This is a genomic window from Blautia sp. DFI.9.10, assembly GCF_024461705.1.
In the GTDB taxonomy this organism is placed as follows: Bacteria; Bacillota; Clostridia; order Lachnospirales; family Lachnospiraceae; genus Blautia_A; species Blautia_A fusiformis.
In genome coordinates this window covers 1-26,109 of the sequence record NZ_JANGAA010000017.1, presented here as the reverse complement: position 1 = coordinate 26,109, position 26,109 = coordinate 1, and the positions used below count along the sequence as shown (strand labels likewise).

28 protein-coding genes and 1 pseudogene are annotated in these 26,109 nt (G+C 42.2%); 2 read left to right on the top strand and 27 right to left on the bottom strand.

Annotation, left to right across the window (positions count from 1 at the left end; all coding sequences use genetic code 11):
* Window positions 1-6 precede the first annotated feature (6 nt).
* From coaD to NE671_RS10995, 4 genes and pseudogenes are all read right to left on the bottom strand, one after another.
* Entirely contained in the window at window positions 7-501 is a 495-nt protein-coding gene (coaD, locus tag NE671_RS11010) for a pantetheine-phosphate adenylyltransferase (protein ID WP_015524910.1), read from the bottom strand.
* 15 nt (window positions 502-516) lie between these two features.
* Complete coding sequence (rsmD, locus tag NE671_RS11005) at window positions 517-1,065, bottom strand: 16S rRNA (guanine(966)-N(2))-methyltransferase RsmD (RefSeq protein WP_015524909.1); 549 nt, start codon at window positions 1,063-1,065, stop codon at window positions 517-519.
* Window positions 1,062-1,457, bottom strand: a complete 396-nt coding sequence (locus NE671_RS11000; RefSeq protein ID WP_015524908.1) for a methylglyoxal synthase — start codon at window positions 1,455-1,457, stop codon at window positions 1,062-1,064. Before NE671_RS11000 ends, rsmD begins: the two co-directional genes overlap by 4 nt.
* A gap of 172 nt (window positions 1,458-1,629) precedes the next feature.
* A pseudogene (locus NE671_RS10995) lies at window positions 1,630-2,259 on the bottom strand (DNA/RNA non-specific endonuclease); the annotation flags it as partial.
* A gap of 475 nt (window positions 2,260-2,734) precedes the next feature.
* Here NE671_RS10995 and NE671_RS10990 point away from each other — a divergent pair.
* Window positions 2,735-2,965 carry an alpha/beta-type small acid-soluble spore protein gene (locus tag NE671_RS10990; protein WP_022426343.1) on the top strand — a complete coding sequence of 77 codons (231 nt, stop codon included), beginning with the start codon at window positions 2,735-2,737 and terminating at the stop codon, window positions 2,963-2,965.
* Between the two features lie 146 nt (window positions 2,966-3,111).
* On the opposite strand, the gene NE671_RS10985 is transcribed toward NE671_RS10990, so the two are convergent.
* From NE671_RS10985 to NE671_RS10950, 8 genes are all read right to left on the bottom strand, one after another.
* Window positions 3,112-3,735: a GDSL-type esterase/lipase family protein gene (locus NE671_RS10985; protein ID WP_015524905.1), complete on the bottom strand. Its 624-nt coding sequence runs from the start codon at window positions 3,733-3,735 to the stop codon at window positions 3,112-3,114.
* A 158-nt stretch (window positions 3,736-3,893) separates the two neighbouring features.
* Window positions 3,894-4,493, bottom strand: coding sequence for a DUF6465 family protein (locus NE671_RS10980; RefSeq protein WP_192926489.1), 600 nt, complete (start codon window positions 4,491-4,493; stop codon window positions 3,894-3,896).
* Window positions 4,494-4,588: 95 nt separating this feature from the next.
* The gene (locus NE671_RS10975; protein WP_161206365.1) at window positions 4,589-8,044 is read right to left on the bottom strand and encodes a BspA family leucine-rich repeat surface protein; all 3,456 of its coding nucleotides are present in this window, start codon (window positions 8,042-8,044) and stop codon (window positions 4,589-4,591) included.
* Window positions 8,045-8,122: 78 nt separating this feature from the next.
* Window positions 8,123-10,183 carry an ATP-dependent DNA helicase RecG gene (gene recG / locus NE671_RS10970; RefSeq protein ID WP_129975410.1) on the bottom strand — a complete coding sequence of 687 codons (2,061 nt, stop codon included), beginning with the start codon at window positions 10,181-10,183 and terminating at the stop codon, window positions 8,123-8,125.
* A 12-nt stretch (window positions 10,184-10,195) separates the two neighbouring features.
* Window positions 10,196-11,848, bottom strand: a complete 1,653-nt coding sequence (locus NE671_RS10965; protein WP_129975407.1) for a DAK2 domain-containing protein — start codon at window positions 11,846-11,848, stop codon at window positions 10,196-10,198.
* Between the two features lie 20 nt (window positions 11,849-11,868).
* The gene (locus NE671_RS10960; RefSeq protein ID WP_015524900.1) at window positions 11,869-12,228 is read right to left on the bottom strand and encodes an Asp23/Gls24 family envelope stress response protein; all 360 of its coding nucleotides are present in this window, start codon (window positions 12,226-12,228) and stop codon (window positions 11,869-11,871) included.
* Window positions 12,229-12,430: 202 nt separating this feature from the next.
* The gene (locus tag NE671_RS10955) at window positions 12,431-12,862 is read right to left on the bottom strand and encodes a flavodoxin family protein (RefSeq protein WP_129975405.1); all 432 of its coding nucleotides are present in this window, start codon (window positions 12,860-12,862) and stop codon (window positions 12,431-12,433) included.
* Complete coding sequence (locus NE671_RS10950; RefSeq protein ID WP_110103925.1) at window positions 12,859-13,233, bottom strand: MmcQ/YjbR family DNA-binding protein; 375 nt, start codon at window positions 13,231-13,233, stop codon at window positions 12,859-12,861. Before NE671_RS10950 ends, NE671_RS10955 begins: the two co-directional genes overlap by 4 nt.
* A gap of 392 nt (window positions 13,234-13,625) precedes the next feature.
* Here NE671_RS10950 and rpmB point away from each other — a divergent pair, with 392 nt between their 5' ends.
* Window positions 13,626-13,814, top strand: a complete 189-nt coding sequence (gene rpmB, locus NE671_RS10945) for a 50S ribosomal protein L28 (RefSeq protein ID WP_015524898.1) — start codon at window positions 13,626-13,628, stop codon at window positions 13,812-13,814.
* Between the two features lie 97 nt (window positions 13,815-13,911).
* Here the strand turns inward: rpmB and NE671_RS10940 are convergent, their stop codons facing one another.
* From NE671_RS10940 to ruvB, 15 genes are all read right to left on the bottom strand, one after another.
* Entirely contained in the window at window positions 13,912-14,049 is a 138-nt protein-coding gene (locus tag NE671_RS10940) for a hypothetical protein (RefSeq protein WP_173740860.1), read from the bottom strand.
* Window positions 14,050-14,108: 59 nt separating this feature from the next.
* On the bottom strand, window positions 14,109-14,480 hold the full coding sequence (locus NE671_RS10935; RefSeq protein WP_015524896.1) for a GerW family sporulation protein: 372 nt from the start codon (window positions 14,478-14,480) through the stop codon (window positions 14,109-14,111).
* Window positions 14,464-15,525, bottom strand: a complete 1,062-nt coding sequence (locus NE671_RS10930) for a DUF2953 domain-containing protein (RefSeq protein ID WP_110103923.1) — start codon at window positions 15,523-15,525, stop codon at window positions 14,464-14,466. Before NE671_RS10930 ends, NE671_RS10935 begins: the two co-directional genes overlap by 17 nt.
* A 4-nt stretch (window positions 15,526-15,529) precedes the next feature.
* Window positions 15,530-15,841 carry a hypothetical protein gene (locus NE671_RS10925; RefSeq protein WP_110103921.1) on the bottom strand — a complete coding sequence of 104 codons (312 nt, stop codon included), beginning with the start codon at window positions 15,839-15,841 and terminating at the stop codon, window positions 15,530-15,532.
* A gap of 63 nt (window positions 15,842-15,904) precedes the next feature.
* The gene (locus tag NE671_RS10920; protein WP_015524893.1) at window positions 15,905-16,360 is read right to left on the bottom strand and encodes an NUDIX hydrolase; all 456 of its coding nucleotides are present in this window, start codon (window positions 16,358-16,360) and stop codon (window positions 15,905-15,907) included.
* Between the two features lie 100 nt (window positions 16,361-16,460).
* Window positions 16,461-17,954 (bottom strand): peptidoglycan D,D-transpeptidase FtsI family protein, encoded by a 1,494-nt coding sequence (locus NE671_RS10915; protein WP_118753142.1) that lies wholly within the window; start codon window positions 17,952-17,954, stop codon window positions 16,461-16,463.
* Window positions 17,857-19,236, bottom strand: a complete 1,380-nt coding sequence (locus tag NE671_RS10910) for an FtsW/RodA/SpoVE family cell cycle protein (RefSeq protein WP_015524892.1) — start codon at window positions 19,234-19,236, stop codon at window positions 17,857-17,859. Before NE671_RS10910 ends, NE671_RS10915 begins: the two co-directional genes overlap by 98 nt.
* 6 nt (window positions 19,237-19,242) lie before the next feature.
* Complete coding sequence (locus NE671_RS10905) at window positions 19,243-21,402, bottom strand: peptidase U32 family protein (protein ID WP_021651505.1); 2,160 nt, start codon at window positions 21,400-21,402, stop codon at window positions 19,243-19,245.
* 88 nt (window positions 21,403-21,490) lie between these two features.
* Entirely contained in the window at window positions 21,491-21,898 is a 408-nt protein-coding gene (locus tag NE671_RS10900) for a cell division protein ZapA (RefSeq protein ID WP_015524889.1), read from the bottom strand.
* Window positions 21,899-22,075: 177 nt separating this feature from the next.
* Window positions 22,076-23,107, bottom strand: a complete 1,032-nt coding sequence (locus NE671_RS10895; protein WP_118753143.1) for a peptidoglycan recognition protein family protein — start codon at window positions 23,105-23,107, stop codon at window positions 22,076-22,078.
* A 392-nt stretch (window positions 23,108-23,499) separates the two neighbouring features.
* Window positions 23,500-23,832, bottom strand: a complete 333-nt coding sequence (locus tag NE671_RS10890) for a ribonuclease (protein WP_110103919.1) — start codon at window positions 23,830-23,832, stop codon at window positions 23,500-23,502.
* A 99-nt stretch (window positions 23,833-23,931) separates the two neighbouring features.
* Window positions 23,932-24,195 (bottom strand): DUF6275 family protein, encoded by a 264-nt coding sequence (locus tag NE671_RS10885; RefSeq protein WP_110103918.1) that lies wholly within the window; start codon window positions 24,193-24,195, stop codon window positions 23,932-23,934.
* A 10-nt stretch (window positions 24,196-24,205) separates the two neighbouring features.
* Complete coding sequence (locus tag NE671_RS10880; protein WP_022426487.1) at window positions 24,206-24,508, bottom strand: DUF4406 domain-containing protein; 303 nt, start codon at window positions 24,506-24,508, stop codon at window positions 24,206-24,208.
* 223 nt (window positions 24,509-24,731) lie between these two features.
* Window positions 24,732-24,893 carry a hypothetical protein gene (locus NE671_RS16185; protein WP_158526504.1) on the bottom strand — a complete coding sequence of 54 codons (162 nt, stop codon included), beginning with the start codon at window positions 24,891-24,893 and terminating at the stop codon, window positions 24,732-24,734.
* An 84-nt stretch (window positions 24,894-24,977) separates the two neighbouring features.
* Window positions 24,978-25,988 carry a Holliday junction branch migration DNA helicase RuvB gene (gene ruvB, locus NE671_RS10875; protein ID WP_015524888.1) on the bottom strand — a complete coding sequence of 337 codons (1,011 nt, stop codon included), beginning with the start codon at window positions 25,986-25,988 and terminating at the stop codon, window positions 24,978-24,980.
* Window positions 25,989-26,109: the final 121 nt, after the last annotated feature.

Below are 26,109 nucleotides of genomic sequence, written 5' to 3'. Positions count from 1 at the left end.
CTCTCCTTATTTCTCTGTTTCTCTTTTTTTCAATTTCTCTTCGACTGCATCCGTAATCTCACGTGGAGCGAATTTGCTCAGATCTCCTCCGAAATTAGCAACTTCTTTCATGATCGTGGAGCTTAAGTATGCATATTCCAGACTGGTTGTAAGAAAAACGGTGTCCACATCCGGTGCCAGAACACGATTAGTCTGGGCCATCTGCAGTTCATATTCAAAATCCGTGACAGCACGAAGCCCTCGAACGATCACCTGGGCATGGTTTTCCCTGGCAAAGTTCACTGACAGGCCCTCGAATGCTTTCACCTCCACATTCGGGATATCTTTTGTCGCCTTTGTTAGTATCTTAACACGTTCTTCTACAGAAAACAACGGACTTTTTGCAGAATTATGCAAAACTCCCACTATAACCCGGTCAAATGAAATGCTTGCCCGCTTAATGATGTCAAGATGGCCATAGGTTGCCGGGTCAAAGCTTCCCGGGTATACTGCTGTTATCATATGTCTGTCTCTCTTTCATTTTTTTAGGAAAACATGCTTGTTGGTTTTATATTCCTTGGAACGTACCAGATGATATCCAAGGTCCTCTACATAAGAAAAATCCGTATGTAGATCTTCCTCCACAACGATCAGCGTGTTTTCATCTGCAAGAGTGCTGTCAGCCAGATACTCAAGGACTGGTTGTTCCAGATGCTGTTCGTATGGTGCATCCATAAAAATACAGTCAAATGGTTCTCCGCCTTCCAGTGAACGCAGTGCCTGAAGCACATCCATGTTCAGCAGTTTACCACCATCCGTGAGTTTTGTAAATGAAAGATTTTCGCGGATGCAAGTACATGCTTTGGGATTTTTTTCCACAAACACGGCATACTCGGCTCCACGGCTCAGAGCTTCAATACCGATCGCTCCGCTTCCGGAAAACAGATCCAGAAACCGACAACCCGGTATTTCAGGCTGGAGAATGTTAAAAAGAGTTTCCTTAATACGGTCTGTTGTTGGTCGTGTCTCATTTCCGGGAATGGTTTTTAAGTTTAATCTACGTGCTTTTCCTGCTATGACTCTCATTTCAGATTTAATCTCCAATCCAGATCACCGCGGGCCAGTCCAAGGATCAGAAGTTCCGCAGTGGCAATATTTGTAGCAACCGGAATGTTGTACTGGTCGCAGCGTTTAACAATGCTCATGATATCCGGCTCTACCGGGTCCATCATGACAGGGTTATAAAACAGGATCACCATATCCAGATCCTGACGCTCTACCATCTCCATAAACTGCTTGTCTCCGCCTATACTTCCGGCAAGAAACTTGTGAACGTGAAGACTGGTTGCCTCCTCAATTCTTCTTCCTGTTGTTCCGGTTGCATATACTTCATGTTTGGCAAGGATATTCTTGTATGCAATACAGAAGTCTTCAATCAGAACTTTCTTACTGTTATGCGCAATAATTCCTAAATTCATAATTCACCTCTCCATTCTGCCCTTGGGTTACATCCCTTTTTCCCCTTTATATAGGTAAAATCATATAACTCTGTAACTGATTCTAGCATAACGCCCAAAAAAGTGCAATTTAATTCATGTAAATTCATGAAAAATTAATATTTTCCCCGGCGTTACTCCATATACTCTATTCTTCCCAGCTGTTTCCTGTAGTATAATCAATTTCAATTCCCGGCTGTATGTTATAAACAAAAACATGGAAAGATATCTTCTGGTCTTTAACGGATTCGGCTTCCATTTCCACACCCCGGGCTACCAGTTCATCTCCCTTAAAAAACGGAGTTACACGATACATGCAGGGATTTCCTGTACTGTGCACGTAATCTGCAACCTCATTTTCAAAAGGAAGCATTCCCGTCACATTGAGATATCTGGTTCCTGTGATAAGGTTTTTCTTGTTTGCATTCTCTCCAGTCAGCTGATACCCGATAAGATGGCAGCGATTATACAGATACCTGCCATCTACATTTTCATATTTTACAGTATGCCATCCTGTAGGCTTCACCATTCCGATCGCTCCTCGCTCTTCGGCAGGCATCAGCTCCGGTGTGACCTTGGATTCTGCATAACCGCAGCGCCCTAGGGAATCCAGTTCACTATAAAATTCGTATGCAGGTCCTGCGCTTTTTTTATCAGAAAAAGAGGGTACATTTCTATTGATCTCCACATATGGACTGCCACTGTATTCTGGAATCTGATCCAGAGAAACAGATTCTGTCTGCCCTCCTGTCTTCGTCTGGGATTGTTTCAGCAATCCTGCCACTGCATCGGAAGCGGATTCCGAAACATCTTCCCAGAGGATCTGCGCATTTTCTTCTATATATGTAAGAAATACCTGTCCGAAGATCCGGCTTTGATCTTTTACCTCTTTCAGGCTCCGCGGCGGCATCCAGCCATTACATACTGCAAGGATGACACACAGGATAATGGCTGTGAGTATTTTTCGCCTGGGCTGTTTTTTTCGTTTATATTTTCGCTTGTATGTAGGATAACGCTTCTTTTTCACGGGACCCCCTTACTTTTTTTGTCTGACAGATATTATATGTGATGCAGAGATTATTATAACCGCAATTCCAGTCAAAAAGCAACCATACATTCGGTTTTTACTGCGGTATAATTTATGAACAGAAATATTTTTATATGTTAAATTTCCTTTAACTGCCAGTGTATTATTTTATGGTTTTCACATACTAGCAATGTAACATCAAACCAAATAACAACCAAGGAGGAAATGAATTATGCCAAGTAACACTTCTTCTAACAAAGCAGTTGTACCGGAAGCAAAGGGCGCACTTGACCGTTTCAAATATGAGGTAGCAAACGAGCTGGGTGTTCCGCTTACAGACGGATACAACGGAAACCTGACTTCCAAACAGAACGGATCCGTAGGCGGATATATGGTCAAAAAGATGATCGAGGCGCAGGAGCGTCAGATGTCCGGCAGTTCCCAGGGCGGCCAGCAGTACTAAATCTGTACGCGCAGGTAGTTTCATTGCTATGCTGAGTTGATCTAAGCTCATGCAAAAAAAGATGCTGTCTGACAGAACTGAAAACCTGCCAGGCAACATCTTTTTATTTTATATAAGATCCAAAAGTCTTAAAATCCTATATTCATTTACAGCAATTCCTGTACTTTTCGATATACAACCTCTGCAAATTTCTTATGTCCTGCTGCATTCAGATGTTCCTGATCTGCGTCACAGCAATGTACATAGGATGCTGCCGGAAGGAAACTGATATGACGTTCAGCTGCGATTTTTTCATAAACAGGCTGCAGATTTCTGGAAACGATCACAGACTCTCTGGAAAACTCCTGGTCATATCCTTCCTGCCATACTTTTTCTCCCAGATAGATGGGAGACATGAGAAGGACTTTCGCTCTTGGTGCGTATTCCTGGATCTGATCCAGCAGTCTTGTGATTCCCTTTCCGATTACATCTGCGGATGCTCCAAAAACAGTTTTGCAGTCATTGGTTCCCAGCATTAGAGTGATCACATCCGCCTGGGCATGTGTTTCCAGAAGTGTGGGAAGAAGTGCAGTTCCTTTTCTTCCGTCGCGGAGCGGATCTTCGAAAACCGTTGTTCTTCCGCACAGTCCTTCCTCGATCACGCGATATTCTTCTTTATTCAGTTTTTCCTGGAGAAGGCTTGTCCAGCGTACTCCCCACGGTAGTCTCTCTCTGCTCTCTCCGTCATATCCCCATGTATTGGAATCTCCAAAGCATAATATCTGTTTCATTTTACCATATCCCTATCTATTTAGTATGTTATTACTTGAATGAATAATAACATGCTATTTGGAATTGGTCAAATATGCAAAAGAAATAGCCTGCTATAGGCATTCTCTATAACAGGCCAATATATATATTTTAAAATACTGTTCGATGAAGATTTTGTTTACAGTCCGATAAATCCTGTAACATCTCCGTTGATCACATAATGTGCACCATTATCTTCGGGTTTAATGTAGATTTTGAGATCTTTCAGTTCAGAAGCTTTTTTGCCCATATCCTCTGTCCAGATCTTTTTGATCCTGTCAGCAACCTCTGAAGTATGTATCTCTTTGCCCCAGTACTGAACATATACTTCTGTCACTGGCTCAGCTTTCTTGGCTGCTGTCTTTCTTGTTGTTTTAGTTGCTGTTGTCTTAGCAGCCGCCTTGGTTGTTGTTTTCTTAGCAGCAGTTGTTTTTCGTGTTGTTGTCTTCTTGGCGGCTGTTTTCTTAGCCGGCTCTTCTAATTTTACAGCTGTTGTTTTCTCTTCATCAGATTTTACTTCTGCTGCTTTTACTTCTACTGGTTTCGCAGCAGCAGGTTTTACCTCTGCTGTCTTCTCAGCTGCTTTTGTCTCTACAGAAACTTTTGCATCGTCTGTCTTTGGTGTCTCAGCCTTAACAGCTTTCTCTTCGGATGCGGTTACTACAGATTTTGCAGGAGTCTCGCTTACTGAAGCCGTTTTTACAGTTGTCTTGGTTGCAGCTTTCTTTGTTCTAGCCATGTTTATAGCCTCCTTACAAGGGATTTGTTAATCTTTTCTCATGCAATACAATACTACGATTTGAAAGTTTTGTAAAGAAAAGTTTCAAAAGTCTATTAGTTAAGGCTGTAATTTACAGCATGTACACGATAAGTTACACTGCTTTTACTATATGTCCAGTTATGACGCAGCAGACAATTATGATGACGTCCGTCCCCATCCAGATTACACTCTATCACTTTAAATGAATCACTGTAAACTTCTGTAACGATAGCCGAATGTCCATTATTATTGATGCGCACATAGTCTCCTACCTGAACATTATTATCATATATTCTCTGAAGGCCTGATACTCTCTGCCCTTCCCAGATATCATAAAATACTTTTCTTGCAAACCCATCACACTGGATAGCCCCGTCAAACTTATTGCAATCATACTCGCCATTACCTGGTATCGGATCAATTCCGCTCTGAGTTCCGTGATGTTTGCATGGAACATCACTGATCGTATCCTGAAATCTTTCAGGAGCTCCGCTGCTGTCTAGATTATCTGTCAGATCTGAATAACTGTTTACAACATGGTTCCAAAATTTCCCATCAGGAAATTTGATTTTTTCATCTTCAATTCTCTGCTGCAGATTTTTCTTTTTAATAACAGTAAGATTAACAATTACCGGCTTCGCTGCATTATAAAACGTTGTACTTTTTGTAGTAACTGTGATCTGCACTTCTCTCTGAATATCGTTTTCTTGCCATTCCTTCAAAGTAACCGTTCCATCAGAAGCTACCGATGCAATAGCACTGTTGCTGCTGGAATAAACCAATGTTGCATTCTGATCTGCTTTTGCCCCGAGATTGAATGCTCCATCATAGATCTTACGTTCCTGCTGCTGTACACAGCTGACAGATGGAGTTCCTTTTACCGTAGTGATCGTCAGTTTCCTGGTTGCCGGAGCATAGGAAGAAGATTTCGCTGCAGTGATCTGGATTGTAACTTTTCCAAGCTTCTTTGCCTTTTTAAAGTTCAAATTACCTTTGGAATCCACAGAAACAATACTGGTATCTAAGGACTTATAAGTAAGTTTCCCACCTTCTGAAGGAACTTTGGCACCAAGAGATTTCATTGTAGTGGAATACGCTATTTTTGCCCCATTCTTTACAGCTGTGGTAATATTCTGTCTTTTCAGCACATTAATCTTAATTGCAATATTCTGTGCCTGATAATGTTTGGTCGCCGCAACTTTTACAGTAACTGTTGCCACTCCCTCTCCATTAAGCATAATCTTGCTATTTTTTACAGATGCAATTTTTGCATTAGTGGTTGAATATGTCACTTTTGCAAATTCTTTTTTTCCTGAAACACTGATTTTGTAGGATTTGCCTTTGTCTGTATAAAGTTTTGTAATACTTCCTGGTGTAACTTTTACCGGCTGTTTTGCTTTGCTGATCTTATAAGCTATTTTTTTTGTACCTGTAAAATTGCCCTTTCCTGTGATTTGTAAGGTTGCTGTTCCAGGTTCTTTATTATTAAGATATTTATATGTATAATCTTTTTCATTCTGTAATGAGATCATTCCGGCCGCATTGGCTTTCGGCATATAAATAGAAAATGCGGGAGTTTTTGCCTGTCCATCCCAGGTGTAAATCGTTGTCTTCAAATTAACTTGAACTTTACCGTCAAGACTGCATGCTTTGATGGTAAAATATTTAGAAACAGAATCTTTGTAACTTCCCTTTCCTGTGATTTTTGCAACAGCTTTTGTTCCCGTTTTTGTATTATTAGAATAAGTTACTGTATAATCTGTGCCGCTTTTTAATGTTGTATTTCCAAGTTTAACAGTTACACCTGGCTTCTGCGGACTTCCATTGTAAGTTGCAGTTTTTACAGTTACCTTTGCCGTTTTGATGCTCTTTCTAACTACTGGTTTTGAAGCAACTACCTTTAAAGTGATACATTTACTGTTCGTTGGCATGGTCGTATATTTTTTGCCTGAGCTGTCTGACATGGTAAATGGAAGTTCTATAGAGCACTTCAGGTTCGGGATTGTTTTCAGTGTTTTAAGATTATCCATATAGTACAGCATATATCTTGCATCATTGACGCTAGATGTATTAAACTTACTGAGGTTTAGAGATTCCAGGCTGCTACAGGAGTTAAACATATATCCCATCTTTACCACTTCAGAAGTATTGAAATGGCTCACGTCCACAGCTTTTAACGCATAGCAGCGTGAAAACATTCCTTCCATAGATTTTACTTTTGATGTGTTAAATTCAGAAACATCCAGAGAAGTCATTTTTTTAAGCTCGCCAAACATAGAATTCATATCTACTACCTTGGATGTATCAAAATTCTTAATATTGAGGCTTGTTAAAGACTCATTTCCATAAAACATGAAATACATATTCTGTACATTAGAAGTATTAAAACTGTTCAGATCCAGAGACTTGAGCTTGCTCATAGTACAGAACATTTTGCCCATATCTTCTACATTTGATGTATTAAAGTTTCGTACATTTAACTGTGTAAGACTTTCGCACCGTTCGAACATACCGTTCATATATACAACATTTGCTGTATTGAAATTACTGACATTCAACTGTGTAAGGCTTTCACAGCAATAAAACATCTCCTCCATAGTCGTAACATTCGCTGTATTAAATCTACTGACGTCCAACTGTTTAAGATTCCGACATTCACGGAACATTCCGCTCATCCTTGTCACTCTGGAAGTATTAAAATTCCGGACATTCAGCTGTGTAAGGCTTTCACAGCCTAAAAACATGCTATTCATATCATTAACTTTTGAAGTATCAAATTTACTGACATCCAGAGTTTTTAATTTACTGCAATTTCGGAACATTCCCTGCATATGAGATACATTTCCGGTTTTCAATGAACCAGTATCCAGCTGTGTAAGGCTTTCACAATCTGAGAACATAAAGGCCATATCTGTCACCTTACTGAAATCACAGTTTTTAAAAGTGATCCTGGTAAGATTCCTGCATCCCTTAAACATAGCTCTTGTCTTTGTGATTCCGGAAATTTCAACTATGGCTGTTTTAATATCATCCTGCCATTTACTCCAGCCCCTTTCTGCATCCCAATAATAATCTGAGGTATCATAGTCACCGTTTCCTTTTAATGTAAGACATCCGGATGTATCAATTGACCAGGCAATATCTCCGGTGATTCCTCCATCCATCATGCTTGCGGAAGCACTTACAGCATCTTCTTCTCCATCAGAAAAGTCATCACTTTCTGCCATTTCTTCTGTTTCCGGTTCTTCCGAAAGATTTTCAGTGTCCTCCGACATTTCTATATTATCCGCTTCTTCCGGCTCTTCTTCTAATTCCTGTTCTGTGCTATCAGGTAATTCTGCTGCTTCATCGTCTGCTGAGATTCCATCTTCAAAAATATCTTCCTCAGAAAAACTTTCCTCTGGACTGTCAGTCTCCTCATTTACATTTTCCTGGACTGTTTCCGGTTCTGTCTCTGAAGCCATGGTTATCCCTGCATTGCCAAAGATCATAGACCCTGATAAAACGACACACAGAAGTTTTTTGATCATTTTTCTCCTCATCCTGTTTTCTCCCTTTTTCTTTTTATACTAAAACGAAGTTCTGATTCTTCGCTTTGCTCCATCCAATTAGATCCCCAGATTTTCCAGTTCTTCACTCATATACCCCTTGAGATGCTCCTTTAAAGCCTTATGCTGAGGCAGGATAAGATCAAAATCCAGTGCCAGGATCTCACCAGCTGCTTCACTTGCATTTTTCAGGATTCCCGCATCATTGTAGATATCACCGATCTTAAATTCCATCAGTCCGCTCTGGCGGATACCGAAAAGATCTCCTGGGCCCCGAAGCTTCAGATCTTCTCCGGCTATATAAAATCCATCATTGGATTCATTGAGGATCTTCAGACGTTTAGAAGTATTTTCTTCATTATTTCCCTGGATAAAAATGCAGTAAGACTGATGCTCTCCACGCCCTACACGGCCCCGAAGCTGATGAAGCTGGGCAAGCCCGAAACGTTCTGCATTTTCTACCATCATGACGGTAGCATTTGGCACATTCACTCCAACCTCCACAACTGTGGTAGATACCAGTACCTGGATCTCGCCGGAAGCAAACGCCTCCATGATCCTGTTTTTCTCTTTTGGCTTCATCTTTCCGTGAAGGATTTCTACTTTGATCTCCCCCGGAAGGATCTCCTGAAGCCTTCTGGCATAATCTGTAACATTCTCTGCCTCCAGGCCTTCGCTCTCTTCCACCATAGGACAGATCACATAAGCCTGCCTTCCCATCTGCACCTGCTTTTCAATAAAAGAATACGCCTTGGGACGGTAGGAAGTTCCTACTACGCAATTCTTGATCGGAAGTCTTTTTGCAGGAAGCTCGTCAATGATCGAAATATCCAGATCTCCGTATAAAATGATCGCCAGTGTCCGGGGAATGGGGGTTGCGCTCATAACAAGTACATGAGGCGGATTTCCTCTGGTCGTCAGCGCTTCCCTCTGGCGAACGCCGAATCTGTGCTGCTCATCTGTGATCACAAGCCCCAGATTCTTATATTCCACCTTTTCCTGGATCAGGGCATGAGTTCCGATGATCACATTCACTTCACCGTCTGCAATCTTCTGATAGATCTCACGCTTCTGTCTGGCTGTGGTAGATCCTGTCAGAAGCACCGGATGGCAGGAAGCGATATTCTGTTCTTCCATCAGCCTCAGAAAGCCTTCGTAATGCTGATTTGCCAGAACCTCTGTCGGTACCATCAATGCACTCTGAAATCCATTCTCTGCTGAAAGTACCATAGCTAAAAATGCGATCACGGTCTTGCCGCTACCAACATCCCCCTGTACAAGCCTGGACATCAGCTTATGACCGCTCAGATCCCGTTCGATCTCATGCCAGACATTCTTCTGGGCTCCGGTCAGGTCATAGGGAAGCCCTTCTATGATCTCCTCGGTTGTCCATACTGGTTTCATTGGAAAAGTGTTTGGAGCCTCTTCTGTTTTCTCCTTCAAGAGCTGTATTGCCAGCACAAAAAGCAGAAATTCATCGAATACCAGACGTTTCCTGGCTGTGAGAAGCTCCTGCATATTTTTCGGAAAATGAACAGTCCGGATCGCATAATTAGCATCTGCGAGCTGATAGCGTTCCCGTATCTCCTCCGGCAGATATTCCCCATGGAGAGGCCTTGTATCCAAAATCTGATGGACCAACTTCGTGATCATCTTGTTGGAAAGTCCTTTCGTCAGACCATATACAGGCTGCATACTGTGAATGATCTCCTCATAAGCTGCCGGGGTAAAAATCTCCGGATGTTCCATCTGCGGACGGCCTTTTTTTCTGATGATCTTTCCTCTGAGGATAAACACACTGCCCTTTTTGAGTGTTCCCCTCAAATAAGGCGCATTGAACCAGGCAACCGGCAATCGGCCGCTTGCATCTGCCACAGTTGTTGTCAGAACCTGGAGATTGCGTATCTGGTTAATATAAATACCTGTTGCTATAGTGGCACGGATAGAGACTGTTTTGTCCTCCTCTGCTGATGCAATCTCCACAGGCTCCTCATATATATCGTAAGTCCGCGGATAATAACGGAGAAGCTCTTCCGCAGTCGTGATCCCGATCTTCTGGAAAAGCTTCTCTGTTTTCTCACCCACGCCTTTTAATTCACGTAAAGGTGTCTTATCATTCATTTTTTGTGCTCTTTATTCTACAGAAATCAGATAGTAGTAAATTGGCTGTCCACCCTGGTTCAGCTCAACCTCGCACTCCGGATATTTCTCGGTAAGAGAATCAGAAAGTGCCTCTGCATCTTCCTCAGATACATCTTCACCATAGTAAACACTGATGATCTCAGATTCCTCGTCAACCATCTCTGCTACCATCTCCTCCGCTACCTGAAGTCGATCTCTGCCTACTGCAAGGATACCTGCATCACCGATTCCCATGATATCTCCCTCATGGATTTCCTTGTCATCAATACGTGTATCACGGACTGCATAAGTAATCTGTCCGGTCTTCACTCTGGAAATCGCATCGGTCATGGAAGCAAGGTTCTCCTCGCTGCCCTTCTCCGGAACAAAGCTGATCATTGCGGAAATTCCCTGTGGGATTGTCTTGGTTGGTACTACAATGATCTCCTTGTCCTCAGTCAGATCTCTTGCCTGGTTAGCTGCAAGGATAATATTCTTGTTATTCGGGAAAATATAAATTGTTTTTGCATTTACTTTCTCAATAGCATTGAGCATGTCTTCGGTACTCGGATTCATAGTCTGACCGCCTTCGATCAGATAATCTACGCCAAGCTCACGGAAAATCTGAGAAAGTCCCTCACCTACGGATACGGAAATAAATCCATGATCCTTTGGTGGTTCTTTGTTTTCTGCCTGTTCTTTTGCAAGTTTTTCCGCATCTTTGATCAGTTTTTCCTGATGTTCTTCTCTCATATTGTCAATCTTCATACGGGAAAGCTGACCATACGTGAGTGCGCGTTCAAAAGCCTGTCCCGGATGATTGGTGTGTACGTGTACCTTGACAATCTCATCATCAGCTACCAAAACAATGGAATCACCGATGGAATCCAGAAATTCACGGAAACGGTCGATCTCATCCTGTGGAAGCGGTTTTTCAAGAAGGATAATAAACTCTGTACAATATCCAAATTTGATATCTGCCTCTGCCTGAGGAGAAATCTTTGTGATCTTAGGAGCTGCTGCTTCAAACTGGGAATAATCCACTTCTTTTCCATGATATCCGTCGATGGCACCACGGAAAACTTCCAGAAGTCCCTGTCCGCCAGAATCCACAACACCTGCTTCTTTCAAGACTGGAAGCATCTCCGGTGTTCTGGCAAGAGTTTCCTCTGCATGCTGAAAGATCCCGTCGAAAAAAGCATCCAGATCTTCTGCAGCATCAGCAAGCTCTGCTGCTCTGTCTGCTGCAGCTCTGGCTACAGTAAGAATGGTTCCCTCTTTTGGTTTCATAACTGCCTTGTATGCAGTTTCAACGCCTCGCTCCATAGCTGCGGCAATGGCAGGTGCATCCAGATCTGTAAGTTTACGCACACCTCTGGTAAATCCGCGCAGAAGCTGTGACAGGATAACACCAGAATTACCTCTGGCTCCACGGAGGGAACCGGAAGAAATTGCCTTTGCCAGGGATTCCATATCCGGATCTGTAAGAGCACCTACTTCAGAAGCAGCAGACATGATGGTAAGCGTCATATTGGTTCCCGTATCTCCATCAGGTACAGGAAACACATTCAGTTCATTGATCCACTCTTTCTTCGCTTCCAGATTCTTTGCTCCGGACAGAAACATTCTGGAAAGTATTTTAGCATCTATGGTTTTGTTATTCACCACAAGTTCCTCCTCTAAAACTAATCTATTGCACGCACGCCCTCAACCATAATGTTGATCTTTTCAATCTCCATTCCTGTAAAGGCTTCGACTTTATATTTTACATTGTTGACAAGATTGTCCGCAATAGTACTGATATTCACGCCATATGCTACGATGACATGAAAATTCAGCCGGATCTTATTATCATCCGTGATCTTAACACTGATACCATGTTTCAGGCTGTCAATACGCAAAAGCTTGACCAGGCCATCCTTCATACTGATAGCTGCCATTCCGATGATACCAAAACACTCTACCGCCACACTGCCGGCATAAGTCGCAATGACATCTGTATCAATTACGATCTGACCCAATCCGGAATCTATACGTCCATTCATATGGTTACCTCCATTGTTTCATTCAGATTAAATTATATAAAACTATTATAACCTTTTTTTTATAATTACGCAATGATAGAGTTCAACTTGTTTTATCTTATAGAAAATTAAGCTCATCCACTCTATTGAAGGGAAACCCCGGATTGTGATGGAGCATGCCGACCGATACTATGAAGCCGGTTTTTCTTTTTCGTTTATCTACTTATAATCCTTTTACAAACGCAACTGCATTTTTTATATCTTCTTCATCTGGATGCCCTTTTGCAATTCCACCAACCAGTTTAAATGGACCAAATGTGTCATAACCTTTGCACCCGAATTTTCCTATCACTTTAGAACGCTTCTTATCCAAAATCTGCTCTATGGATTTATAATTGGCACTTCCACCATAAGTACAGATCAGAAATACCTTTTTGTCATCCGGTAGATTCTTCTCTGCAAATCCCAATATCGACTGATGAAATTTTGAAAAATAGATTCCTGATGCAAACCCAATCATATCATAACTGCTCAGATCTGCATCGGGTTGTTTTACAGCATCGATCAAATCGATCTGGCACGCTTCTGATACACTTTTTACTAATTTTTCTGTATTTCCATGATGTACAGATGCATATACGATTGCTTTTCTCATTTGTTTTCCTTTCTGCCTGCGCCATCAATCAGGTCATAACTCATGTCCAAAAAGTCCAGTATCTTTGCTTTACTGACCGAACCATCCAGTAAAATCGTGATCCAGTGCTGCTTGTTCATATGGTATCCAGGTAAAAATCCATGCGTCTGAATAATCATATTCGTCATGTCCGGATCACACTTTACATCCATGATATCAACCGGATCTTTTCCTTCTAATCCCAGTTTTGATTTTTCAATAGTCATGATCACTGCATACCATTTTCCGTTTTTATGTCGGAGTACTGCACTGTCTGGCGATTTACTCCATAAATATTCTGGGACTGTTCCGTACTGTTTCTGCACATATTTAAAGATTTCTTCCGTCTTCACAATCTATTCAACTCCTGACGTTTCTGATATCCTGCCTATAATCATACCACATTTTCGGATTCCGAACTACCTGCCAAATTCTTTTGCATTTTCCCGGTTTTCCTATTCTCATATGCCAGTTCAGCAAGAATATGTTCTATTCAGCTTCAGGAAAGAGACCAGGCCAAAGAAAAAACGATAAATTAATTCGCACTGGGTAATTTTCTATGTTTCAAATTGATCTAAACCATACACACAACGCTTAATTCCACCATGATCCGCCCTGTTCCCGGAGGTATGGAATACTTTCCTTAAAACTCTTTGCAGAATTTTTGATAAATTTCCTTTTTTTGCTTGCAAAAGAGCAATTCATCTGTTAAAATGGTGACTGTTGATAAAAGGAGGTGCTATTCATGGCTAAATGTGCAATCTGCGATAAAGGAGCTCATTTCGGAAACAATGTGAGTCATTCCCATAGAAGATCCAACAAAATGTGGAAATCTAACGTTAAATCCGTCAGAGTAAAAACAACTGCCGGCGGAGCAAAGAAAATGTATGTATGTACTTCTTGTTTAAGATCCGGAAAAGTTGAAAGAGCGTAAGTAATATCGTATGCCCCCGTAGAATGCGGGGGCTGTTTTTTTATCTTTAAGACAGATAAATTACAAGCGGGAAGTATGCCAGGTGCACACTTCCCGCTTATCTGCAAAACATATGATATCCGCATAGCAGACATATGACTGCCATTGCGATCACAATAAAATTCTCTGTAATAAGGATACCAAGAACCATGCCCACACCAATAAAAAACAGCATAAAACCAGTTAGCTTTCCCACTCCTGTCTGCTCATTTCCTGTTTTTTATTACAGTATATGCATGAAATCTAAATGGAATACTACTCTTCTTTCCCGTCTGTATCCTCGGCATTGCCTGCACCTGGTGCAAAACGGTTCACAAAATCCGGCACCATATCCAGAACCTTGGTAAGGCCATCCTGATTTTTTACGTTTACAAGTTTGGTGCTTCCATTCTGGATCACAAGCACTGCACAGGGAGACATCTTTCCGGCAAGACCTCCGCCGCCATTGTTCTTCTTGTCCCCTTCAAAAGCTCCGGCTCCCACGCCGAAGGATACATCGACCAGAGGAAGGATAATGGTATCGCCTACATGAATGGCATCGCCAACCACTGTCTTGGCCGATACAAAGCCATCCATTCCTTTAAATAATGAATTCACGGTATCTTTGAAATTATTCTCTTTCTCCATGATTTACCTCCTTATGTCTCCATCGGTGGATGACGTATTTTATATTTTTATTGAAATAAAGCTTCGCTGCTGTTGTGAGAACTACAATTCCATAAATCCTTCCCTTTAACATGATCTCTCCCTCAAGAACATTTTCATTATCAAAAAGGGGCGCTGCTTCGATCTTGTTTTTATGAAAAGGAATCGTCATTCCTAATACAGCCAATACCATACCTGTAACTGCCGGATCTTCATTGCCAAATGTGATCTTTCCGGTGATCCTTGTCGGAAGCACATGATAAATCAGTTTTTTTGCATTTTTCCACAGAAAGGAAAGAGCCTCTCTGGTTCGGGGATGGTCTAAAAATTCCTTCCACCAGTTTATCTTATCACAGAAATTCCGGATTGTTAATGCAAGACTTTGAATTTTTTTCAGAATCCTTTTGGGGATTCCAAGAAAATTCTGTACGATTCGGAACAGCTTTCCAACTGTCATTTTTATTTTTCCCACTATATTCAAAATTAAATCTGCAATCTTTGTCCGAAGCCTCTTTTCATCTTCCGATATTTCTTCGGAAATCGATATCGGCTCCATTATTACATTTTCCGAAATTTCATTTATATCTTCAACAGTATCTTCCTGAGGCTCAGACATTTGCAGCTCTGCGGTATCGTTCTGATTTTCGCTTTTTGATGTCTTTTCATGACTTCCAGAAGCCTCTGTCTGTTTTTTTGCATTTTGATTTCCGGAGTTGGAAAGAGCTCTTGGTTTCTTTTTTTTACGAAACAGATTTTTAAATTTTTCCAAAGGAATCCCTAACAAACATATTTTTGTTTTCAGAACGCCCTGCTCCCAGAATACCTGTGCAGAAATTATATGAAGCAGCCAGCTCACTTCACCGAAAGCATGTATTTCCCGAAGACTATCCGTACGGTCTTTTTTTAAATTCCCTCTGTATCTGATTGGACAAAATAAAAGAAGCAGCAGGATCAGAAAGATCAGCCCGATCAGAATCCCCAGAAGGATCAATATCCATTTTATTATCAGCCATAATATATGCAGCATTGGTTCACCTGTTTTTCAGATATTCTTTTATTTTAAAATTTCCAGTTTCGGTATAAACCTGTTCGATCATATCCTGTACCATCTGTATAGCACCGGATTTTCCTCTAGCCATTCCAACGATCAAAGGACAGGTGGCTCTGGCGCTTCGCTGTACAAGCATGCCTGCGGGAAGAATTTCCAAAATATTTCCGGGATTATCAGACAAAGTAACAACGTAGATATCCGGCACGAATTTACCAGCAGTGATCCTGGTTCTTATTCTAGTAGGATTTTTTACATCATTTCCTATGTAATAGTTTTTCATCCATTTCAGCAATCTGCCCTCACCTCCGTTATAATGCCAAACAGGGCTGCGTATGTACACAGCCCTGTCCTGTTGTTAAAAATACTTCTGCTGTTTCGCCCAGACGCCTTCACTTCGCATTTCCAGATACTCCTGATAGGCCTGTTCCACGATATGCTTCTCGTTGGAAAAACGGAGAAGATGATAGATCTCATGAAACTTATAGTATCCGGAATCTACAAAATATTCCTCTCGCTGGGGTTTGCTATGATAATTATCAGCTATCATGAGATACCAGTGTACCTCTTTCATTACCACATCCTCCGGAACGGTGAAATTATACTGGCTCTTACCGATATATTTCACGATAGAGGCCCGAACACCTGCTTCTTCCATTACTTCACGTAAAGCAGTCTGTTCAAAAGTCTCTCCTTTTTCTACAGTTCCTTTGGGAAGCACCCATCCTTCATAACGGTTCCTGTAGGATTTATACAATGCCAGAATCTTACCCCGATGAATTACCACACCGCCACAGCTTGTTGCTTCTATCATATTGCAATCCTCCTGTAATGCGTGTGTCTTTTGCACTGGCTATAGTATACCTCTTTTTTACCTTATAGGCAAGGGGCAAGAAGCAGATACTGTTCTCAATTTAATCGAAATAATATGCATCAAAAACATCTGCCGCAATGGGAACTGCCGCTTCACTTCCGGTTCCGCCGTTTTCCACGATCACTGCAATGGCGATATCCGGGTCATCTACATTAGAATAACCCACAAACCAGGAATGACTGGAGCCATTTTCATCAAACTCCGCAGAACCGGTCTTTCCGGCAACAGTATATCCTCGTCCGTTCAATGCGGAAGCCGTACCGTTTTCAACTACATTTTTCATTAGTTTTCCAAGGATATTGGCTTCATTTCTTGTCATCAGACGTTTGTATTCTGTTTTTTCTGTTTCCCTGACCGTATCACCGGAATTATTCACGATCTTATCGATCATAGTTGGCTTCATCAGTACACCATCATTGGCGATGGCACTTGTGATCAATGCCATATGCATCGGAGAAACAAGAGTGTTACCCTGGCCGATCGAGGTCTGCATCACAAGTGCGTTCGGAGAATCATTATCAAGGGTAAAACGGCTGGTTTTATAGGAATTCAGCGGAAGAGCCTTATTAAAGAGCAGATCCTCTGCAGTACTTTTCAGAGTACCTCCTCCCAGACCAAGTCCCATATCTGCAAATGCACAGTTACAGGAATGTGCAAATGCGGAATAAAAATCCTCCTGTCCATGTACTGCACCATTGTAACACTGGATCGTGTGGTCATCCACTGTGATACTTCCCTGACACAGATAGGAATATCCCTCCAGTGATCCCTTTTGCCTGAAATAATCCAGTGCCGTGACAATCTTAAATGTTGATCCCGGAGGATAAGCTCCATTGGTTGCACGGTTTAAAAGGCTGCTGTTACTTTCATCATTAACAAGGGTATCCCAGTTCTGTGCGATCGTGTTCGGATCAAAATCCGGTTTGCTCACCATAGCCAGGATACGTCCGGTGGATGGTTCCAGTACAACTACCGCTCCTCTGCGGTCTCCCAGAGAATTGTATGCCGTTGTCTGAAGATCTGCATTCAGACTGGAGATCACGGTATCACCCTGATTCTTTTTTCCCAGGAATTCATTTTTCATCTGTTCCAGAAAAAATGAATGGGAAGTGAGAAGCTGGAAATTTGCTTCCGATTCCAAACCACTCTTACCATTGGTATCATATCCTACTGCATGTGCAAAAATATTGGAAAACGGATACGTTCTCTCTTCTGTTCCATCTTCATACACATTGGTCTGTGCCAGGACCTCACCATCCGAAGACTGGATACTTCCACGTACTACACGGTCCGAAAATGTATCCTGACGGGTGTTGTACGGGCTGTTGATAAAATCTTCGCTTTTTATGGCGTCAAAATAGACCAGATATCCGATCAAACTGACAAAGATCAATATAAAGAAGGCCGATACAAAAGTTAAAGGCCGGTTCTTTTTTCTACGGAGTCTGGCGATTTCTCTTTCTCTCAGGCGTTGCTCTCTTTCCTCTTCTTTCAATCGTTTCTTTTCGCTGCGTTTCAATTTGTTCGTCCTCATCTTCCCTCAGAATATACAGTCCCTGAATGATCGCAAGCATCAGGATGGTACACATGACAGAACTGCCTCCGTAACTCACCAGCGGAAGTGTAACTCCTGTCATTGGAATAAACTTGGTTGCACCGCCAATGGTCAGAAATACCTGAAAAGCATATTCCGTTCCGAGCCCCAGTGCGATCAGTTTATAAAACGGATTCCTGATCTTTAGTGCAATAGTAACGATCATCAGAAAAAAGCTTGTGCATACAAGAATCAGGCAGATGGCAAAAATGCCACCCAGTTCCTCGCAAATAGCACTGAAGATAAAATCATTTTTTACGACCGGGATCTTCTCTGGAGAGCCCTGACAAAGTCCCATTCCAAACCAGCCTCCGGTTCCGATCGCAAACAGAGACTGCACGATCTGATAACCTTCATTTTGATAGACAGCCATCGGATCCTTCCAGGCACTGACTCGCTGACGGACATGTCCAAAAAGATGATATGCGATCACCGAACCAACGCATCCTCCGCCAAGTCCCAAAAATAAATAGCTCGGATTTCTGGTTGCCACATAGATCAGTACAAGGTAGGTGACAAAAAAGATTACTGCACTACCCAGATCCCTGGAAAGAACCAGGATCCCTACATGGATCACTGCAACGATCGTAGCCAGTACTACTTTGCGAAAATCCACCTTGGTACACAGAAGTGATGCCATAAAAAATACGAAGGTTATCTTGATCACCTCGGAAGGCTGGATTCCCATAAGAGAAAGCTTTGCACCGTAGCTTGTGCTTGCCAGAACAAGAACTGCCGCCAGAAGTACAATACCAATTCCGGCATAAGCCCATGTAAGATCCTTTAAAAATTTCATTTTTCGTATCATTACCGGTATCACCAGTGATACTGCACTACCTGCGGCCACGATCAGAAGCTGCTTAGTTGCAGACGGAAGTGAAAGCCGGCAGAGCATGATAAATCCTACGCTCAGGAGCATACACATATTATTTAAAAGAAGCAGCGATGCATTCTGATAAATAATTCGATAAAGGATCTGGATCGCTGCAAAAAAGATCATCATTTCGATATAGAACAGGATGACCCTGAAATCCATGCTTTTTAAATAGATCACAAGAAATGCTGTAAAATCAATAAAAAAGATCATGGTCAGCTGCTGATGGAGCAGTTCTCTCTTTTCTTCCTCATCCTGCCGCCACACCATATAAAAACAATGAAAGGTATAGACGATCATCAATGTGAGGATCACATACTTAGATAATTCTGTAATTACATTAATCATACACTTTTACTCGGCTCCTCTTTTAAAATGGCCTTTTGTATACCTGCGTCCGGAAGGTTTTCCGTTTTCCTGATAAACCGTCCGGAATTCTTTCAGGATCGCTTTTGCTTTCTCTGGCTCTTCGATCGTAAATGCCAGTCGCAAAGAGTGAAGGTTCAGTTTTTTTACCTGATCTTTTTCACCCGGAAGTCCGTAAGGAATGCTATTATAAATGATATTATAACAGTATTTTGCTTTTTCGGAGATGTTTTTTCCCCATGGATCACAACTGCATTTTACCGGAAATTCACTGTTATAGCGGTCTTTCAGATAAGCCGTCTCATATTTTCCTGTACATCCGAAAAGATTCTTCCTTACACACTGCGCGGAAAGCATCAGTGGGATATAACCATATAAAAGCAGCTCCGAAGAAGTATTATCTCTATGTTTCAGTTCACCCTCATTCAACTCAAGGGGGACTGTATTTCGAAGAACTCCCTCTTCCCGCCAGAAATCAACACTCTGATCATTCCAGGTATACATGGATGCATCCAGGATACATTTTTCGCCATATCCCATTTTTTTCAGTACGGCGTAAGATTCCAGGTTTCTTACCAGAAAGCCCTTCATACCCTGCTCCAACCATTTTTGAGCTGATCGAAGCCACTTTTCGGGGATTTCTCCGCGATGGATATGTGGAGTAGAAAGATATAATTCACTGCTTGCAGCAAGTTCCGGTGAAAAATATTTTTCCATAGTATCAAAAGGAAAATAAAAACCTGTAATCCCCGGTTCGTTCAAAAGTACTTCCGCAGTATCCGAACGTTCACAGGATACATACACAGGCAGGCTGTCTGTTACCCTTCTGTGGCAGGCAGCCTGATCCTTAGATTTCGTCGGCTGCTTCGTAACCTGTGCTCTCTTCTGACATCCGATCAGTGCTTCTCGCAGCTGACTCAGAGCATCTCTTCGTACTTCATTGAGAACTTTAACCGGAACAAAAATCCTTCCATTTATTTCAATGTTCAGATCCTCCCACTGAAAATCTGTATTTCCCAGTTTCTCCATCTGCTGACGGATCCTCTGTTCTTCCATTGGCTGATTTTTAGCAAACTGTACCTCACCGCCCATAGCAGTTACTGTCTGGCCCTTGCAGGTTATTTCCAGTATAACAGGACTTTCAGGAGAAAGTATTAAATTCCCATGAATTTTTTCTTTTATTTTTCTGATCTCCGGCTGGATATTACCGGATTTTTTTTCATTGGCAAAAGCCATCATTTCCGGCCCGCGATACATATCATAGTATCCTTTGCAGGATCCTCCCCGACTGAAAAGCTCAAGAAGATACTTCCGATCGTTTTCCTGAACGTGATATTCTTTTCCACTTAAATACATATCCAGATATTTTCGATATACTGCCGTGACGCCCGCTGTGTACGCCGGCTGTTTCATACGCCCTTCGATCTTCAGAGACATAACACCCGCCTCCAGGATATCCGGAAGAATATCCAGAGTGCAGATATCTTTCAGGCTTAATGCACAAAAATCCTTGTCTCCTTTATATTTTCTGTGATCCATGGTTACACTGTAAGGAAGCCTGCATGGCTGTGCACAGCGGCCACGGTTTCCGCTTCTTCCACCGAAAATACTGCTCATCAGACACTGGCCGGAATAGCTGTAACAGAGAGCTCCATGGATAAAAGTCTCTATTTCCAGAGGACTTGCCTTATGCATGGCAGATATCTCTTCCAGGGAAAGCTCTCTGGCCGGAACCACACGCGTTGCTCCCTTTTCCTCCAGAAACCGCATTCCCTCCGGTCCGGTTACTGTCATCTGTGTGCTTGCGTGAATATCCAGATCCGGAAAATTCCGGCGTATAAAAGAAAATACTCCCAGATCCTGTACGATCACCGCATCCAGCCCTGCCTCATAATACGGAAGCAGATATTCAAACAGCTGATCATCCAGTTCACGGTTCTTCAAAAGTGTATTCACAGTAAGATATAATTTACGGTTATGGATATGTGCGGTCTCAATGGCAGTGATCAGCTCTTCCTGGGTGAAGTTCTGCGCATAAGCTCTTGCTCCAAAAGCCGGTCCCCCTACATATACCGCATCAGCCCCGGCACCAATAGCTGCCTCAAAGCTTTCATAAGAACCTGCCGGCGAGAGCAGTTCTGTTATCATATTTTTCACAGTATTCCCTCATCTCCCATCTGTTAATCAATCCGATGACCATAAAACAAAAGAGGATTACCGAAGCAATCCCCCCTCCTTATTTAAGCAGTTCATCAAGTTCTTTCTCCAGCTCCTTCACCTTACCGTCCAGAAGATTCTTCTGTTCCTGAGCTTCCTGTTCTGCCTTCTTCGCCTCTTCAATCTGCATTTTCAAAGAGATCAGTTCATGTTTCAGATCATACATCTCCTGGTCTTTCTGCTGCAGATCCTGTTCAAAAATCTCCGCCTGTTTTTTTGCCTTAAAATAATCATCTGTAATATTCAGACTGAGCAGTGTATGCTTGGTCTCCATGGCCTGTCTGGAGTATCCCGGCATCTGACTCAGCTCACTGATCTTATTATTCATATAGGCTGCAACCTTCTGAAAATATTCCTCGGACTCATACCCGCCCAGAGTAATGATCTTTCCATCGATAACAACCTGTGCTGTATTCTTTACCGCCATTCGTAAAGCCTCCTGAATTTATCTGTTACTGGTAATTTCCTCAATAACATTCCTCTGCATTGCCGGTCTTACAACCCGCAATTTCTTTTATTATAACTGATTCCCGCAAAAATGTATAGAAGTTTTTCTATTATTTTGTCGATTACAATATTTTCCTTAAAAATGCAAATGTTTTTCTCAATTATGAGTGTTGGCTTTCATGTGTTCGATCACCCTTTTCCAGGAATCAATACCGCAGGTTCCACTTACCTTTACGCCTGTGTTTTTCTGGAAAACTTTCAGAGATGCTTCTGTATCGTCTCCGAAATGGCCATCCACAGTAACACCAAGTACAGACTGCAGCACGGAAACTGCAACGCCGGAATCCCCTTTCCGGATGATCGGAAGCTGGGTCTCAAATTTTCCTGTCAGAACTACTGCCTTTTTTGAAGTCTGCACAGGATACACTGCTTTTCCGTTCCAATCATAGATGGTGTAGCCCTGTTTCCACTCTTTCTTTGCATTCTCAAGGCTCTTGTATGCTCCAATCTGGCTCTTGCTGTCAGCCCAGGACTTTCTTGTGCGATAATACTTGTCTACCGTTGGCGTGGTGGTCTCAGCTCCGATCAGCTGCTTGAACCGGTTCCAGTCACCTTTTGCACGGATCGCTGACGGGCAGTTCTTTGCGCATACATCATAATGCTGCACAACTCTGTCTGCCGGGATTCCCAGCTGTTTCATAAGCTGTTTGCACAACCGGACTGTATTCTGGAAAGCTTTCTCATAATTATAGCCAGCCTGGACACACATCTCGATTCCTACTGAATTTCTGTTGTTGACAGTACCAAACAGCCGACCGCCGTAGTTAACCCCTACGTGCCATGCGCCACGGTTATACGGAAGCGCCTGATATGCCTCTGTGTCATCCACATATACATGTGCAGAATAGCCTTTAAAGTTTCCATCATGTTGAGCCTTAGCATGTGCTTTCGCATTTGCACCCTTGGCATAGTTATCTGTGTTGTGAATTACGATATATGCCGGTTTATGACCTGCATAGCTGTTGTTGTTACTGATAAGACTTGTGTTGATATTCATGGTTGTACTCTCCTTTTCTGTTTTTGATGTCTTATTTGATGCCTTAATAGATAATATGCCATTCAAAATGCTGATGATCTTCTGACCATAATTCCTGCCGGATACCTGAGCTTTTCCCATAATCTTTAACATATGTTTCCTCCAATAAAAAAAGACGATTACTCGCCTCCTAAAAATACTTGAATTATTTTTTTCGAAATGGTATATTGATAATACAAAGGAACAACCGCCCACAAGGGGTTGAACTCAGTGAATAGCGAAATAGAAATTCCACCCTACACTCAGCCAAAGTTTTGGGGTGGTTTTTCTATGTAGAAAATTACTTACAAAACGTCAAAACGAACGTAAGCAATGCCAGAATGAACATACCAAAAGCCATGAGGTCTTTGAAATCAAAATGATTCTTGTCCATCAGCACCACCTCCATTCTATGTAGAATAGAGGTCAGCCACCCTGCAACACGATTGCTCCGTGTTCTATATTATCATATCGTCCTTTGATGTTCAACGAATTTCACAAAGGGATCACTCGCCCTCTGAATCTTTGTATTTCGTCCTGTCCCAGATACCTTTTACTTTTTCCCAACCGCCGGTCGCAACCAAATACACTACAAACGCCGCAATAATCGATGCGAAAATATAATACCAGGTGACAGCTGTCTTATAATACGTGCACAGGACTGCCAGTGCCACCGGACACAGGATCAGTGATGTGACCAGTGCTACAATACTTGTCGGGATCTTATTAAGTCCCGGGAGCTCTTTGATCACCTGCACAATAATCGATACCAGGAACGCCAGCACCCCGATCAGCGCCAGACCATATGTTACATACTGCATCATTACATTTACATTCATGTTCATTCTCCTTTTCTTTCCAGATCTTCTATTCTATGACATGAGCAAATGATTGTTTCCATGTAGTGTTTCCCTTCTCCGACTGTTGCACCGGCGCAATTACAGTTTAAAGCACATGTTTTGAAATTTCTTATAAGCATCAAAGTATAACTCGTGCTTATCTCCGTTATATGTCAGCTCATAATACATTCCATCCGGCACAGTCGTGCTCAGAAGTGCTTTACTGTTCTGTAATGTCTTACAACTCCATACCACGTACACATACTGTACTGTGATCTGTTTTCCATCGATCTTATCCATGTGTGAATTGGTATATTCAGCTACTTTTACTTTGCAAAGTCTTAAAAATTCTTCATTTCCCATTCCTTACCTCCTACACATGGTCAATTCTCGGAATTCCATACTCAACTGCACGCTCATGTTCGATCTTGCATCCTCTTGCTTTCTGCCAGTCTTTTGCAAAATAGGCGATATCGGCATCAGATAAAAACTCCAGGGACTTTCCAATGAACCACAGAGGTTTTGCTCCTACCGGTGCTGACTGGAAGAAAGAATCAATAACCTCTACAGGTTCTCTCAACAACTCTTCTGCCGCTTTGATTGCCACCTTTCGCTCTGCAAGAATCTCCTCGTCTGCTTTGCCACTCATTGGCTGACTGATAAATAATTTCTTCATTTCTTGTCCTCTCTTTCTTAAAAAAGTGTATAAAAATACCACCTGTCATTTTCTGACTGGTGGATAATTATTGTTTATTTTAAGTCTTGCATTCTTGTGTATATTATCGTAAAATACACATAAGATATCTTAATAAGAACCATTCGCAGTACCCATGATCTTTTAGATCGTACAGCTGAATGGTTCTTATTTTTTATTTCTTTGATAAACACCAATTATTTTTCTATCCTTGTACAATGCGATCTCTTCCAAAAAAGGAGAGATGTGTTGATCTGAACAGATTATTGACCTGCTCCATTATTTCGCCCTCTTTCAGCGGGCAATCCGTTATATCAAAAATAAAGTTTCCTGCCTGGCGCTTTTTCTTTTTTACCGCATTATACAGAACGTTTTTTCACCTGTGCTAATAGTCTTCAATTCAGATTCTCTGGTAACTCAGTTACCGAGTAATTCACTTTTTTTATGACCTTTACTTTGTCGATAAATCAGGACGAGGATATCCAAGATGGGTATATGCCAGCACGGAAGCCATTCTTCCACGTGGAGTTCTGTTAAGGAAACCTGTCTGCAAAAGATAGGGTTCATACACGTCTTCCAGTGTTCCGGAGTCTTCTCCGATCGATGCGGCAAGTGTTTCAAGCCCCACGGGGCCGCCCTGAAAATTCAGGATCAAGGTCTGGAGAATGCGGCGGTCTGTTTTATCAAGGCCATACTGATCTACTTCCAGAAGATCCAATGCGAAGCAGGCAACATCGTAGGTGATCACACCATTATACTTCACCTGGGCGAAATCACGTACTCTCTTCAGAAGACGGTTGGCCAGACGGGGGGTTCCTCTGGAACGCTTGGCGATCTCGGCAGCTCCATTGGGTTCGATTTCCACGCCAAGCACCTGAGCGGAACGTAGAATGATCGTCGTCAGTTCTTTTTTATCATAAAACTCCAGTCTCTGTGTTACGCCAAAACGATCACGAAGCGGCGCGGAAAGAAGACCTGCCCTCGTTGTTGCACCTACCAATGTAAACTTCGGAAGATCCAGACGAATGGAACGGGCGGATGCTCCCTTGCCGATCATGATATCGATAGCAAAATCTTCCATTGCCGGGTAAAGAACCTCTTCTACCTGTCGATTCAGTCTGTGTATCTCATCTACAAACAGCACATCTCCTTCCTGAAGGTTGTTCAGGATCGCAGCCATTTCGCCTGGCTTTTCAATCGCAGGACCTGATGTTACCTTCATATGTGTTCCCATCTCATTGGCAATGATCGCGGAAAGTGTAGTCTTTCCCAGCCCCGGAGGTCCATAAAACAGCACATGATCCAGTGAATCATGACGCTGCTTTGCTGCTTCGATATAAATTTTCAGGGTATCTTTTGTTTTCTGTTGACCAATATACTCATCCAGACTCTGAGGCCTTAAATTTCCCTCCAGGGAAAAATCCTCTTCTGTAACATCTGTTGTAATGATCCTGTTCTCCATTTGCTATGCTCCGTTCTATTTCATTTCAGTGCGAGCATGTTTGCTCTTACTCACGGCGGTGACATACTCCCACCACTTAAATCTTACGATTTTGAAGTGGGGGCTTCCTGCTCGATTACCC

What these genes read in the sequence shown, in the direction of transcription:
- NE671_RS10910 (WP_015524892.1), bottom strand. Translation starts at nt 19,236, where the DNA reads ATGATTAATGTAATTACAGAATTATCTAAGTATGTGATCCTCACATTG.
- NE671_RS10900 (WP_015524889.1), bottom strand. Translation starts at nt 21,898, where the DNA reads ATGGCGGTAAAGAATACAGCACAGGTTGTTATCGATGGAAAGATCATT.
- NE671_RS10990 (WP_022426343.1), top strand. Translation starts at nt 2,735, where the DNA reads ATGCCAAGTAACACTTCTTCTAACAAAGCAGTTGTACCGGAAGCAAAG.
- rsmD (WP_015524909.1), bottom strand. Translation starts at nt 1,065, where the DNA reads ATGAGAGTCATAGCAGGAAAAGCACGTAGATTAAACTTAAAAACCATT.
- rpmB (WP_015524898.1), top strand. Translation starts at nt 13,626, where the DNA reads ATGGCTAAATGTGCAATCTGCGATAAAGGAGCTCATTTCGGAAACAAT.
- NE671_RS10935 (WP_015524896.1), bottom strand. Translation starts at nt 14,480, where the DNA reads ATGGAGAAAGAGAATAATTTCAAAGATACCGTGAATTCATTATTTAAA.
- recG (WP_129975410.1), bottom strand. Translation starts at nt 10,183, where the DNA reads ATGAATGATAAGACACCTTTACGTGAATTAAAAGGCGTGGGTGAGAAA.
- NE671_RS10915 (WP_118753142.1), bottom strand. Translation starts at nt 17,954, where the DNA reads ATGAGGACGAACAAATTGAAACGCAGCGAAAAGAAACGATTGAAAGAA.
- NE671_RS10975 (WP_161206365.1), bottom strand. Translation starts at nt 8,044, where the DNA reads ATGATCAAAAAACTTCTGTGTGTCGTTTTATCAGGGTCTATGATCTTT.
- NE671_RS10905 (WP_021651505.1), bottom strand. Translation starts at nt 21,402, where the DNA reads ATGATAACAGAACTGCTCTCGCCGGCAGGTTCTTATGAAAGCTTTGAG.
- NE671_RS10985 (WP_015524905.1), bottom strand. Translation starts at nt 3,735, where the DNA reads ATGAAACAGATATTATGCTTTGGAGATTCCAATACATGGGGATATGAC.
- NE671_RS10960 (WP_015524900.1), bottom strand. Translation starts at nt 12,228, where the DNA reads ATGAATGGACGTATAGATTCCGGATTGGGTCAGATCGTAATTGATACA.
- NE671_RS10980 (WP_192926489.1), bottom strand. Translation starts at nt 4,493, where the DNA reads ATGGCTAGAACAAAGAAAGCTGCAACCAAGACAACTGTAAAAACGGCT.
- NE671_RS10880 (WP_022426487.1), bottom strand. Translation starts at nt 24,508, where the DNA reads ATGAAGAAATTATTTATCAGTCAGCCAATGAGTGGCAAAGCAGACGAG.
- NE671_RS10895 (WP_118753143.1), bottom strand. Translation starts at nt 23,107, where the DNA reads ATGTTAAAGATTATGGGAAAAGCTCAGGTATCCGGCAGGAATTATGGT.
- NE671_RS10955 (WP_129975405.1), bottom strand. Translation starts at nt 12,862, where the DNA reads ATGAGAAAAGCAATCGTATATGCATCTGTACATCATGGAAATACAGAA.
- coaD (WP_015524910.1), bottom strand. Translation starts at nt 501, where the DNA reads ATGATAACAGCAGTATACCCGGGAAGCTTTGACCCGGCAACCTATGGC.
- NE671_RS10885 (WP_110103918.1), bottom strand. Translation starts at nt 24,195, where the DNA reads ATGGGAAATGAAGAATTTTTAAGACTTTGCAAAGTAAAAGTAGCTGAA.
- ruvB (WP_015524888.1), bottom strand. Translation starts at nt 25,988, where the DNA reads ATGGAGAACAGGATCATTACAACAGATGTTACAGAAGAGGATTTTTCC.
- NE671_RS10920 (WP_015524893.1), bottom strand. Translation starts at nt 16,360, where the DNA reads ATGATAGAAGCAACAAGCTGTGGCGGTGTGGTAATTCATCGGGGTAAG.
- NE671_RS10890 (WP_110103919.1), bottom strand. Translation starts at nt 23,832, where the DNA reads ATGAATGTAAATGTAATGATGCAGTATGTAACATATGGTCTGGCGCTG.
- NE671_RS10930 (WP_110103923.1), bottom strand. Translation starts at nt 15,525, where the DNA reads ATGCTGCATATATTATGGCTGATAATAAAATGGATATTGATCCTTCTG.
- NE671_RS11000 (WP_015524908.1), bottom strand. Translation starts at nt 1,457, where the DNA reads ATGAATTTAGGAATTATTGCGCATAACAGTAAGAAAGTTCTGATTGAA.